The sequence below is a fragment of the Streptomyces sp. BBFR25 genome (genome assembly GCF_044590125.1).
Taxonomy (GTDB): domain Bacteria; phylum Actinomycetota; class Actinomycetes; order Streptomycetales; family Streptomycetaceae; genus Streptomyces; species Streptomyces canus_D.
Window position 1 is genome coordinate 7,677,131 of the sequence record NZ_CP172447.1, and the last position, 11,523, is coordinate 7,688,653.

Annotated in this window: 10 protein-coding genes; 4 read left to right on the forward strand and 6 right to left on the reverse strand. The window is 71.5% G+C overall.

Features of this window, described 5'->3' with window-relative positions; genetic code table 11:
* The first annotated feature begins 333 nt into the window (after nt 1–333).
* Entirely contained in the window at nt 334–3,453 is a 3,120-nt protein-coding gene (locus tag ACGH52_RS34305) for a fibronectin type III domain-containing protein (RefSeq protein ID WP_399945097.1), read from the forward strand.
* Between the two features lie 162 nt (nt 3,454–3,615).
* On the opposite strand, the gene ACGH52_RS34310 is transcribed toward ACGH52_RS34305, so the two are convergent.
* Nucleotides 3,616–5,022, reverse strand: coding sequence for an amino acid permease (locus ACGH52_RS34310; RefSeq protein ID WP_059296996.1), 1,407 nt, complete (start codon nt 5,020–5,022; stop codon nt 3,616–3,618).
* A gap of 121 nt (nt 5,023–5,143) precedes the next feature.
* Nucleotides 5,144–5,605: a universal stress protein gene (locus tag ACGH52_RS34315; protein WP_076977572.1), complete on the reverse strand. Its 462-nt coding sequence runs from the start codon at nt 5,603–5,605 to the stop codon at nt 5,144–5,146.
* 109 nt (nt 5,606–5,714) lie between these two features.
* Between ACGH52_RS34315 and ACGH52_RS34320 the strand changes: the two genes are divergently transcribed.
* The gene (locus tag ACGH52_RS34320) at nt 5,715–6,548 is read left to right on the forward strand and encodes a polysaccharide deacetylase family protein (protein WP_399945100.1); all 834 of its coding nucleotides are present in this window, start codon (nt 5,715–5,717) and stop codon (nt 6,546–6,548) included.
* 33 nt (nt 6,549–6,581) lie between these two features.
* Here ACGH52_RS34320 and ACGH52_RS34325 read toward each other — a convergent pair whose 3' ends face one another.
* Nucleotides 6,582–7,247: a class F sortase gene (locus ACGH52_RS34325; protein WP_059296993.1), complete on the reverse strand. Its 666-nt coding sequence runs from the start codon at nt 7,245–7,247 to the stop codon at nt 6,582–6,584.
* Nucleotides 7,248–7,578: 331 nt separating this feature from the next.
* Between ACGH52_RS34325 and ACGH52_RS34330 the strand changes: the two genes are divergently transcribed.
* Nucleotides 7,579–8,073 (forward strand): hypothetical protein, encoded by a 495-nt coding sequence (locus tag ACGH52_RS34330; RefSeq protein WP_399945104.1) that lies wholly within the window; start codon nt 7,579–7,581, stop codon nt 8,071–8,073.
* A gap of 86 nt (nt 8,074–8,159) precedes the next feature.
* Here ACGH52_RS34330 and ACGH52_RS34335 read toward each other — a convergent pair whose 3' ends face one another.
* The 3 genes from ACGH52_RS34335 to ACGH52_RS34345 all read right to left on the reverse strand — a co-directional run bounded on the left by ACGH52_RS34335 (nt 8,160) and on the right by ACGH52_RS34345 (nt 10,263).
* Nucleotides 8,160–8,678 carry a hypothetical protein gene (locus tag ACGH52_RS34335; RefSeq protein WP_121701010.1) on the reverse strand — a complete coding sequence of 173 codons (519 nt, stop codon included), beginning with the start codon at nt 8,676–8,678 and terminating at the stop codon, nt 8,160–8,162.
* A gap of 189 nt (nt 8,679–8,867) precedes the next feature.
* On the reverse strand, nt 8,868–9,632 hold the full coding sequence (locus ACGH52_RS34340; RefSeq protein ID WP_121701011.1) for a DUF4239 domain-containing protein: 765 nt from the start codon (nt 9,630–9,632) through the stop codon (nt 8,868–8,870).
* Between the two features lie 16 nt (nt 9,633–9,648).
* Nucleotides 9,649–10,263: a hypothetical protein gene (locus tag ACGH52_RS34345; RefSeq protein ID WP_399945107.1), complete on the reverse strand. Its 615-nt coding sequence runs from the start codon at nt 10,261–10,263 to the stop codon at nt 9,649–9,651.
* A 268-nt stretch (nt 10,264–10,531) separates the two neighbouring features.
* On the opposite strand from ACGH52_RS34345, the gene ACGH52_RS34350 reads away from it, so the two are divergent.
* The gene (locus ACGH52_RS34350; RefSeq protein WP_123627537.1) at nt 10,532–11,479 is read left to right on the forward strand and encodes an SCO0930 family lipoprotein; all 948 of its coding nucleotides are present in this window, start codon (nt 10,532–10,534) and stop codon (nt 11,477–11,479) included.
* The last annotated feature ends 44 nt before the right edge of the window (nt 11,480–11,523 follow it).

Here is an 11,523-nt window from a genome sequence, read left to right on the forward strand (position 1 = left end):
TCGGGGGCGGCGGTGGCTGTCGGACGTGCCGTTCCCCTGCCGACCGGCAGGGTGCTCCGTATCGGCGGTTCCGGGATCGCCGCCGCGGCCGAGTGGCACCCGCGCGGCGGGGCCGGTGCCCTACGAGGCGGACCTCGGCGCCGGCCGGGTCGGCCAGCCCGACGCGGAAGGGGGCGACGCCTGGCAGGGCGTGCGGGAGGACCGCCACGGCAGCGGTTCGTGCGGCGACGGCCATGCCACGTCACCTTGAGGGAGCTCATGAGAACGAACGAAGTCCGGCATCGCAGACCCGGGACGGAACTCCGCCCGCGAAGATCCCGAACGCTCCGCGGCATGATCACGATGTTGGCGTGCAGCGTACTGATGGCGGCATTCATCAGCCAACCGCGGGAGGCGAGCGCCGCTCCGCAGGACATCACGAACCTCAGCATGGCCACCTGGAACATGCAGGGAGGTACCGACTCAATTACCAGCAAATGGTCGACAGGCGTCACCGCGCTGACGAACGGCAGACCGTCCTCAACCATGTTCGCGCACAACATCGTGGCACTACAGGAGGCGGGTTCCCGCCCAGTGGGGCAGGGCAATTCCACCGTCGCCCAGTCCGGTGGCTCACGGGTGACCGAGACCCTCTGGCGGCTCCCCTCATCAGACACATACCGCTACGTGTACTTCATGGAGACAGACCCGAACGGGCACCGCGTGAACCTTGCGATAGTGACCGACCGCGTTCCACGGGAGGTGCGGATCGTTCCGTCAGGTCTCCCGGACGGCCGGGCAACGTTCGGGGTGAGGTTCGGCACGACCTGGGTGTTCACCCTGCACGCGCTGTCCCGCAGCCACGGCAGTGACGCGCCGGGGCTGCTGAGGAACATCGAAACCGCGGTGGGCGGAGACAGCTGGGTCGCGCTCGGCGACTTCAACCGGGATCCGGTCAACCTGACACAGGCGATGCCGCGCGACAGCACCGGCAACCGCATCGGTGTCGCGGCCGGAACCGGCCTCGCCACGCACGTGAGCGGCGGTGAATGGGACTACATGGTCACCTCCGGCGACCTGTCCGGCATCCTCGCTCCGGCGCGCCTGGACAACCCCGGCGGCGCGGACCACACACCCGTGGGTTTCAGGTCGGTGATGGCCGCCGCGGCGACCGACTATCAGATCACCGCGACCGACGTGCCACCCGGCGTGGGCGCCACGGTGCAGATACCGAGCCCGGCGGCGGACGCGGTCATCGACGACGATCGGCACGGCGCGGAGAACTGGCGCTTCCACAACTACGACCCGGAGGACAACAGCGCGCAGATCGCCAACGTCGATCCGGACATCGGCTGCATGATCTTCGTGGAGAGCGGTGCCATGCGGACGGCGCCGTGCGTCGCGGCGCGCGATCAGGTACCACCGGAGCAGAAGATGACCATCGTCGACGCGGATGTACCCGGCGCCGGGCGGGACGTCGAGATCAGGTCCGCCTTCAAACCCGACAACTGCCTGTACCTGACCTATACCCTTCAGCAGGTGAGCTTCTCGGGCCGGAGCCAGTGGCGAGACTGCGATCGGCCCGGGGCCCGGACGCGGGCGGCGGCCGACGAGGGGGGAGGCAGCCACTGGATCCTCGCCCCGGTCCACCGGGTGATGGTCGTCGGCGATTCCATCACGCAAGGCCGGCAGGGCGACTTCACCTGGCGCTACCGGCTGTGGCAGTGGCTGCGGAGCGAGAAGGTCGCCGTTGACTTCGTCGGGCCGTACTCCGGCACGTTCACCCCCGACCAGCCGGCCCCGCCCACACCCCCGCGGCTTCCGGAGGAGGCGCCGCCCAGTCAGGGCCTCCGCACGTCGGGCGGCTACGCCCCCGACGTCAGCGAACCCCAGAACCCCGGGTCCGGACCGCCGACCGACATCGCCTTCGACAGCGACCACTACGCACACTGGGGCCGCCAGGCCGCGCAGGTCAAGCAGGACATCCGGCAGCAGGTCGCGACCTACCGGCCCGACCTGATCCTGCTCGCGATCGGTTTCAACGACATGGGCTGGTTCGTCAGCGACGAACACGGCACGTTGAGCGACGTCGGGCAGATCGTCGCGCAGGCCCGCGACGCCCATCCGAGTGTCGACTTCGCACTGGCGAACGTACCGCAGCGCACGAAGATCGGCGGCCGGGACGACCTCATCGCCAAGACCGACCACTACAACAGCCTCCTTCCGCAGTCCATGGCGACCTGGCAAGCGGACGACCCGATCTCCAACATCAATCTCGTCGACTGGGCGGCCCGATACTCCTGCTCTCCGACGAACTGCCCCTCCGGATATGACGGCCTGCACCCCAACGAACACGGGGAATACGAACTCGCCGCGGCCTTCGCACAGGTCCTGCACCAGGATTACGCCTTCGGCGCCAGGGACATGGACGTGCCCGCCACCGTGCCCGCACGACTCACTCCGGCTTTTCCCACGAACGTACGAGCGGTGTCCAACGCGCGCGGAGTCACGGTGACCTGGGACCCGGTGTACGGAGCCGTCGACTACGACGTACGTTCGCGGATCGCCGGTCAGACGGCGTGGAGCCAGGGGAGAGCCTTCAGCAACCGGACCGACACCACCTGGACCGTCGACGGCATCGGCTGGGAATACCAGGTGCGGGCCAACATGGGCTGCCGCTGGAACACGGACCCACATGATCCACGCGGCTGCACCGAGACCACCTCGGGATGGTCCGCCACGGTCGGCGCCACCGCCCACCCGAAGACCGCACCACCCCCGACCAGCATCGCCAGCCGGCCCAGCGCCACCGGTGTCGACGTTGCCTGGACCCCGCCGACGGGCCCGTACACCGACACCATCGACCGCTACGAGATCGTCCTGTACGACAAGGACACTCCCGGCGCCTTCCTCACCAGCACCGGGGCGCGCGGCACGGTCGCGCACGTCGACGGCCTCAAACCCGGGCACCACTACCTCGTAGCGGTGGCGACCTGGAACGCGGCCGGCGGCGGCCTGCCCGGCTTGGCCCGCCCGGTCACCGTCGGCGCCGGCACCCCGCCCGCGCCGACGGACCTGCGGGTCACCTCCACCGACGCGACGACTGTCCAGTTGAACTGGAAGGGGTCGAACGCGGCCGCCGGTTACCGCGTGTGGGTCCGCAATATCAACGGCGACGACCACGACGGCGGTACCTCCAAGGCAGACGAGGACATCGTCGAGGGCACGAGCAAGGGGATCGGGTTCCTGTTCCCCGGCGTGTGGAACTACGAGTTCTGCGTGACCGCCGTCAACGGCGTCTACGAGTCCGGCAAGTCGAACTGCGTGGTGGCGCCCCGACCGGCGGGCAGCCGCGCGTCGGGCGCCGTGCAGGCCGTCCCGCCGAGCGCGAGCGACCGGGCCCGGCAGGACATGCGGACGTTGCTGGACCTTCCGAAACAGGTCAGCACATCCGGCGCGGCACCCGGTAGGTGAACCGACCGCGGCAGGCCCGGACCGCTCGCGACCGGGCGACGGGCCTGCCGTGGAACCCGGTGAAGACCCTTCACCGTCTCGACAGACGCCGTGGCGGAACCGAGCAGGGCCGGGCCGTTGGGCAGCTCGTCCTTCACGGTGCGCCACAAGATGAAGAACGAGCTAACGCCGCGCCAGCTCCGACTTCCGGTACGAGTACGCGAAGTAGATCACCAGGCCGACCGCGAACCACACGGCGAACCGCACCCAGGTCTGCCACTGCAGGAAGGTGATCAGCCAGATCGAGAAGACGATGCCCAGCGCCGGCACGAACGGCATCCACGGGGTACGGAAGGTGCGCGGCAGGTCCGGCTGCCGGTAGCGCAGCACGACCACCGCCGCGCACACCACCACGAACGCCAGCAGGATGCCGATGTTGGTCAGCTCCGCCGCCTCCCCGATCGGCAGGAACCCGGCGATCAGGGCGGAGGCGACCCCGACGATCCAGGTGACCCGCGTCGGCACGTGCCGCGTCGGATGGGTCTTGGCGAACCACTTGGGCAGCAGCCCGTCGCGGGACATCGAGAACCACACGCGGGTGACGCCGAGCATGAAGGTGAACATCACCGTGAGGATGCCGATGATGGCGCCCACCGCGATGATGTCGGCCAGCGAGCCGAGCCCGACCGACTTGAACGCCGTCGAGAAGCCGCTCTCCGGGTCGATCTCCGTGTAGTTCTGCATGCCGGTCAGCACCAGGCAGGCCGCCACGTACAGCACCATCGAGATGATCAGCGAGTAGATGATCGCCTTCGGCATGTGCCGCTGGGCGTCCTTCGACTCCTCGGCCGCCGTCGACATCGCGTCGTACCCGAAGACCGCGAAGAACACCGTCGCCGCACCGGTGAACGCCCCGCCGACCCCGAACGGGAAGAACGGGTGGTAGTTCGAGCTGGTGATGTGGAAGACGCCCACCCCGATCACCAGCAGCACCACCAGCACCTTCAGCACGACCACGACCATCTCGAAGCGGGCCGCGTTCCTGATGCCCAGCGTCAGCAGGTACGCGATCAGCAGGCACAGCACGGCCGCGAACAGGTCGACCTTGTGCCCGTCCCCGGTGCCGGGCGCCCCCAGCATCCAGTTGGGCAGGTCGGCGCCCATCTCGCCGACCAGGAAGCTGAAGTAGCCCGAGATGCCGATCGCGACCACCGCCACGATCGCCGTGTACTCCAGGAGCAGGTCCCACCCGATGAGCCAGCCCACCAGCTCACCCAGGACCGCGTACCCGTAGGTGTAGGCGGAGCCCGCCTTCGGGATCAGCCCGGCGAACTCCGCGTACGACAGGGCCGCCGCCGCGCTCGCGACACCGGCGATAAGGAAGGAGACGAGGACCGCCGGGCCCGCCGTGCCGTTGGCGACCGTCCCGGCCAGCGTGAAGATCCCGGCCCCGATGATGCCGCCGACGCCGATCGCGGTGAGCTGCCACAGCCCCAGCGAGCGCACCAGGCCCCCGCCGCTCTCCGTCTCCTCGATGCGTTCGATGGGTTTGCGGCGGAGGACACCCTCACCCATGCGGAACCGGGCCATGCGCCTCACCTCTTCGTGAACGGCAAACGGCTGACGGTGGATCATGATGACGCACACAGGTCCGTGACGGAAGTCACGACGCACGCGGGACCCTGGTCGTCCGCAACCGGCCCGGCCGGTGCTACGGCACGACCGTCACCGGCCAGCGTCCCGCCTTCACCAGCCGCACCGCGACCGAGCCGACGAACCGGTGACCGGCCTGCTCGGAGGCGCCCACCACCACCGCGTCCGCCTTCAGCTCGTCGGCCGTCTGCACCAGACCGCTGTACGGGTCGCCGCGGAACGTGTGGAACTCCCAGCGGACGTCGAATATCCCCTTCACCTGCTCCGCCGCGTCCCGGATCTGGGCCACCAGATCCTCGGCGATCTCGTCGGTCGTCACCGCCACCGACGCCCCGAGCGCCGCGCCCCCCGCCAGCACCGGCTGTACGTACACCACGGCGAGCAGGGCGCCCTGCCGCCTGGCCAGCCCACCGGCGTAGGCCGCGGCCCGCAACGAGGAGTCGGAGCCGTCGACACCGGCGACGATGACCTTGGGGCCGTCCGTGCCGCGTTCGAACTGATGGGAGTGCTGTTCCGTCACGCGGCGAGGCTATCGGAGACCCGGCGATCTTGAGCCGGGCGGGTGGATTCATGCCGCCGCCCCGGTGTTGCTCAGGTGCGGCGCACCGCGACCGGGCGAGGGATGAGTCATGAAGAAGGACCAGTTGCTCACCCGCCGCACCCTGCTCACCGGCGTCGCGGCCCTGGGCGCGGCCGGCGCCGGCGGCGTACTCGCGGCGGGCCTGGGGGACGGCCCGGCGAAGCCGCCCGCACCCGCCCCCGGGCCCCCGCAGCGCAGCCCGCTCAAGCCCTCCGCCTACCGTCTCCAGCCGCTGACCGGACACGGCGCACCGACGGCCGCGCCCGGCAGGCCCCCGGTGCGCAGCGAGCCCATCCTGCGCATGACGGGCCGGGGCCGCACCATGATGCTCACCTTCGACGACGGACCCCACCCCGAGTACACCCCGCGGATCCTGGACACACTCGCGAAGTACGAGGTGCGCGCGACGTTCTTCGTGTGCGGGGAGATGGCGGACTACAACCGGGACCTGCTGACCCGGATGGCCGACGAAGGGCACGTGGTCGGCAACCACACCTGGTCCCACCCGCTGCTGACGAAGCTCTCCCGGCGCCGCATCCGCTCCGAGATGGAGCGCACCAGCGAGGTCGTCGAGCGGGCCTGCGGCGAGGCGCCCCGCTGGTTCCGCGCCCCCTACGGCGCGTGGAACCGCGCCGCCTTCCAGCTCGGCGCGGAACTCGGCATGGAACCGCTCGCCTGGACGGTGGACACCCTCGACTGGACCACACCGGGCACCGGCACCATCGTCGACCGGGTCGAGGAAGGCGCGGCCCCCGGCGTCGTGGTGCTCTCGCACGACGCCGGGGGCGACCGTTCGCAGAGTGTCCGCGCCCTGCGGCGCTACCTGCCCGAACTGCTCGACTCCGGCTACCACCTCACCGTCCCCCGGCGGCGCCTGATCTGAGTGCGCCGCCGCGCCCGCCGGGCCGGGGCGCGCTCAGCGGACCTCGACCAGGCGGGCGAAGGCGACGACGTTCCCGTCGTAGCCGTTCTGCTTGGTGAATCCACCGCCGCAGGTGATGACCCGCAGTTCCGGGCTGCCCTTCGAGCCGTAGACCCGGTCGCCGGGGAAATTGTTCTTCTCGAAGACCTCGATGCCGTAGATCTCGAAAACCGCCGTCTTTCCGTCCTGGCGGTGCACGTCCACCTTGTTTCCCTTTTTCAGGGCGCCGAGGCCGTAGAAGACGGCGGGGCCCTGCTCGTTGTCGACATGGCCGACCACGACCGCGGTGCCCTTTTCCCCCGGGGACACCGCGCCGGTGAACCAGCCCGCCAGGTTCGGGTCCTCGGGCGGCGGCGCGTCGACCCAGCCCTCCGCGTCGAGGCCGACCCCCATGACCGGCGCGTCGACCTGGATGGCGGGGACGGAGACCCGGTCCGGCACCGAGTACGGCAGCGGCGATACGCCGGGGGCGGCGCCGTCGGCGGCGGCCGCGCGGGTGTCCGAGGCGGCGGCCGACGCGGGCTGCGGGGGGCCCACGTCGAATTCCCCGGAGCCGTTGCGGATGAGCGCGAGACCGGTCAGCAGAACAAGCGCTATCACGCCCCAGGGAGCGCGCTTCCTCCGCCGCTCCTCCTCTTCGGCCAACTCGGAGTCGTACATTCGCCTTCCCCTCTCGACCCGGCCGTCGCCGGATCATCCGCGCATACGAGCACGCTAAGCGCCGTGCGGGGGACCGGCGACGGGGCGGCGGCGAACGGGTGGTGCGGGCGTCCTTCCGTGCGCCATCCGGGAGGTGACCGGCGGAGATTTTCTGACGGGGCGTGACCTGCGGCGATATCCACTCGCGCGGTTTCGGCCCGGTAGGCCGCTCACCAGGACGGACCATTCCCGAAATGCGGGTGCGGGCAGGGCAACTGAGGGTCTATCTGGGAGGCGCTTTCTCGCCGATCGACCGGGGACGGGACCCGGGGCGTCTTCCGCGGAGGATCACATGCGCACCACTCGTGCCCTCGCGGCAGCCGGCGCCGCCGTCGCTGTCCTCGGACTGGCCGCGCCCACGGCCTCCGCCGGGGGTGACCACAACCAGCCGAGCAACATCGTCGCGCTGCCCAGCGTGATCGCCCGCGGCGGTCAGATGACCGTCACGGTCGACGGCTGCCCCCAGGGCGGCACCATGACCTCGGACGCCTTCCGGACCACCCACCTGACCCCGGTCAGGGGAGCCAACGAGACCTCGAAGGGCACCGCCACCATCAAGCAGGACGCCAGGCCCGGCTCGTACGACATCACCGTGAACTGCTCGGGCCGGCGGCTGACCCGGCCGGCGGCCTTCACCGTCATCGGCGGTGTCCGCGGCGGCCTCGGCGGCAGCAGCTCCAGCGGGGCGACCTCGACCGACATCGCGATCGGCGGCGGGCTCGTCGCCGCGGCCGTCGCCGGTGGCGGACTGTTCTGGATGCGCCGCCGGTCCGAGCGGCGGATCTGAGCGCCCGCGACCGGCGCACGAGCACAGGACTTCGCCCCGGACCCTCGTCGGATCCGGGGCGAAGTCCTGCGCTCGGCGGGGCGGGCTCAGCCGCCGTCCGCGCCGGAACGGCGGCGCGCGAGGCGGTACGCCGTGCCCACCGCCCCCGCGACCAGGGCCGCACCGAGCCCCAGCTGCTTCACGTCGAACCCGGCGACGCTGCCGCCCTCCCCGGCGTGCACGCCCTTGGAGTGCCAGGGCTCGTCGGAGGGGTGGTGCGAGCCGCCGCCCGCGATGGTCAGGTCCACCGTGCCGGTCTTGTCCCGGCAGGCGAACGTCACCCGGTAGACCGCTCCGCGCCGGGCGTCCCGGTCGATCCGCGCCGTCGCCGAGGACTCGTCCCGGGGGATGGTGACCGTGTCGAACACCGGCGAGGTCACCGTGACCCGCCCGTGGCAGCCCGCGGCGGTACGGCCCACGCCCAGCGTGACCTCGCCGCCGGGCGCCGCGGTGGCGGGGCTGACGGTGAAGCCGAACGTGTTCGAGCCCACGGCCCCGGCCGGTACGCAGGCGGAGAGGGCGGCGCCGCCCAGCAGTGCGACCGAGGCGACGGGTATCGCGCGCATGGTGAATCCTCCGGGTCCCCGAGGAGCAGCGGCGGACCTGTTCCGCTCGCGCCAGGAATGCACCTCGATGTCCGAAACGCTAGGAAGCCGTGCACGTCGCCGCGATCGCAGTCGCGCGAATGGGGCAAGAATGTGGGCCGCTCAGGCGACGGTGACGGCGAGTCGGCCGTCACCGCCCCCGCTGTCGTGTCAGTCCCCGGCGCCGGGGAAGAGGCTCAGGAACGGGTCGGTCGACGCCGCGACACCCCGGCTGAAGGGTGCGTCGAAGTCCCAGATCAGGAAGAGCAGGAAGGCGATCAGCGCGGAGAACAGCCCCGCGAGGACCAGCTCGCGGGTCGTGCGCCGGATCTGCAGGGCGAAGACCATCCCGATGGTGACGACGGCCCCGGCGATCAGCCCGAACCACACCACCCCCGGCATGGTCGCCCCGGTCGACTGCGCGCGGGAGGTCCGGGCCTGGTCCGCGAGGGCCACCTGATCGACGAGAGGCTGGTACGCCTGCGCCTCGAAGTCCGACCTCGGCTCGTAGTCGGTGACGTCCGCGCGGACGCGGTCGAGCAGTTCGGTGCCGCGGTCGGTCACCTCGCCGTGGTCGGCCATGGCCTTCCACTCGGTGGTGACGACGTGTCCGACATAGGCGTTGACATCCGCCCGGATACGGTCACGGACCTCGGACGGGTAGACCCGGGCCCGTTCGGAGACCTCGTGCAGCGCGACGGCCTCCGTCTGCACGTCGGCCTGGGCCGCGCTGCGCGCCTCCCAGACACCGGCGATGGCCAGGCCCAGGACGATGGCGTACACCACGCCGATCCACATCGTCATGTACTCGATGACGTCCGGGGTCTCGGTGATGTCCTCGTCGTCGGACGCGGTGCGGTGCCGTAGGAGGGTGATGATGACCACCACGACACAGGCGGCCAGCATCGCGAGGGTGAGAACAAGCCATTCCGGCAAGGGAGGCCTCCAGGGATCAGCGCGCACGGAGCGCGGCGACGGCGACCACCGCGGGCACCGTGATGAGCAGGACGAAGACGAGCGGCGACGTGGCCCCGCGCGAGGACCGCTGCGGCGCCCGGGCGGCGCGGTGGCGCGGATAGTGCACCGGGCTGAGCGACGGACGGGGCGTGGGCTCGGGCGTGACCGAGGGAGCGGGCGCGGGCACCGCGGGGCGGACCGGCGGTGGGGTGGGACGGGGCGTCGGGGTCGGGGTCGGTGTGGGCCGGGGCGGCGCCGGGCGCGCGGGCGGAGGCGGGGGCGGCAGTTCGGGCGTCGGCTCCGGGGGTTTGGGCGGCGGAGGCTTCGGCGCGGGCGGCGGTGGGGGAGGGGGCTCGGGCGGGGGAGGCGTGGGTGTGGGCGTCGGGGTCGGCGGGGGCGTCGGGGTGGGCCTCGGGCAGGGCGGGAAGGTGGGCCAGGAAGCGCTCCCGGCGACCGCCACCGCGTCGGTGCCGTCCGGTCCGGTCGACGCGTACGCGCAGGCGTCGGCCTGCGCCGGGGCGACCGGTATGCCGACGAGGGTGAACGTCAGCGTCACCAGGGCCAACACCCGTCCGGCGGCGGCGGATCGGGTCGGTTCGGGTCCATGCACGACGCAGATCATGGAGCCTGGCGCAGCGCCCCACACCCGAGTGGCCGGCGATTGCCCCGAAGGAGGGACACCGCCCCACCAGGGGTTTGACGAGCACGGACCCGCTCGCGCGGGAGCCCGGAAGCCTGTACGAGGGGCCGCGTGCCGGTGGCGGACGGGAAGAAATCCCGCGCCCGGTTGAACACAACGGGCTCTTCCGTGCGTACCCAGGGTCGTGCGGCGGCCCACCAGGGCGCCCCAACACCTTCGTGACGATCGGGGATTGACGATGAAGACCTCCTGGCGGAGCGCCTCACTCGTGGCGGGCGCCGCGGCGCTGCTGGCGCTGACGACGGCGTGCGGCCAGGACGGCGGCGGCGCCACCGGCAGCCAGAACGTGGGCGCCACGGCCGCCCCCGGCGACGTCGGCGACCTCGGCACCGGCGCCGGTGACGGACTCGGTACCGGCGCGGGCGCCGGACAGGCCTCGGCGAGCGCGCCGGAGCCCGCGGGCAAGCTGTCCGTCACGGCGAACGCCGAGATCGGCGCGCTGGTGACCGACGGAGCGGGCCGCACCCTTTATCGCTTCGACGCCGACACCGCCCAGCCGCCCAAGACGACCTGCGAGAACGACTGCGCCACCCAGTGGCCGCCGGTGGCCGCGGACGACGCCCTCGCCGGTGAGGGCATCGACAAGGACCTGCTCGGCGAGGTCACCCGGCCCGACGGCACCAAGCAGCTGACGATCGGCGGCTGGCCCGCGTACCGCTACGCCAAGGACACCGCCGCCGGAGACGTCAAGGGCCAGGGCGTCGGCAAGAAGTGGTTCGCGCTGGCCGCGGACGGCAAGAAGGCCAAGGCCGAACCGGCCGCCGGGCTGTCCACCCGCGAGGACCCGAAACTCGGCGAGATCGTCGTCGACAAGAACGGCATGACCGTCTACCGCTTCATGAAGGACGAGGCCTGGCCGAAGCCGGTCTCGGCCTGCACCGGCGCGTGCCTGGAGAAGTGGCCGGTCGTGGCGCCCGTCGAGGCCAACGACACCAAGGGCGTGGAGAAGAAGGGCCTGATGAGCTTCACCCGGCCGGACGGCGGCGCCCAGCAGACGATCGACTGCTGGCCCATCTACACCTTCGCCGGCGACAAGAAGGCCGGGGACACCAACGGCCAGGGCGTGGGCGGCACCTGGTACGCCGTCAAGCCCGACGGAAAGCCGGTCGGCGCGCCGAAGAAGTAGCGACCTTTCGCCTGCCGGCCTTCGGCGCGCGACCGCGGGCCGTC

Coding starts and splice junctions, on each gene's coding strand:
- ACGH52_RS34310 (WP_059296996.1), bottom strand. CDS start 5,022: ATGGCCCGGTTCCGCATGGGTGAGGGTGTCCTCCGCCGCAAACCCATC.
- ACGH52_RS34325 (WP_059296993.1), bottom strand. CDS start 7,247: ATGTACGACTCCGAGTTGGCCGAAGAGGAGGAGCGGCGGAGGAAGCGC.
- ACGH52_RS34305 (WP_399945097.1), top strand. CDS start 334: ATGATCACGATGTTGGCGTGCAGCGTACTGATGGCGGCATTCATCAGC.
- ACGH52_RS34350 (WP_123627537.1), top strand. CDS start 10,532: ATGAAGACCTCCTGGCGGAGCGCCTCACTCGTGGCGGGCGCCGCGGCG.
- ACGH52_RS34330 (WP_399945104.1), top strand. CDS start 7,579: ATGCGCACCACTCGTGCCCTCGCGGCAGCCGGCGCCGCCGTCGCTGTC.
- ACGH52_RS34335 (WP_121701010.1), bottom strand. CDS start 8,678: ATGCGCGCGATACCCGTCGCCTCGGTCGCACTGCTGGGCGGCGCCGCC.
- ACGH52_RS34320 (WP_399945100.1), top strand. CDS start 5,715: ATGAAGAAGGACCAGTTGCTCACCCGCCGCACCCTGCTCACCGGCGTC.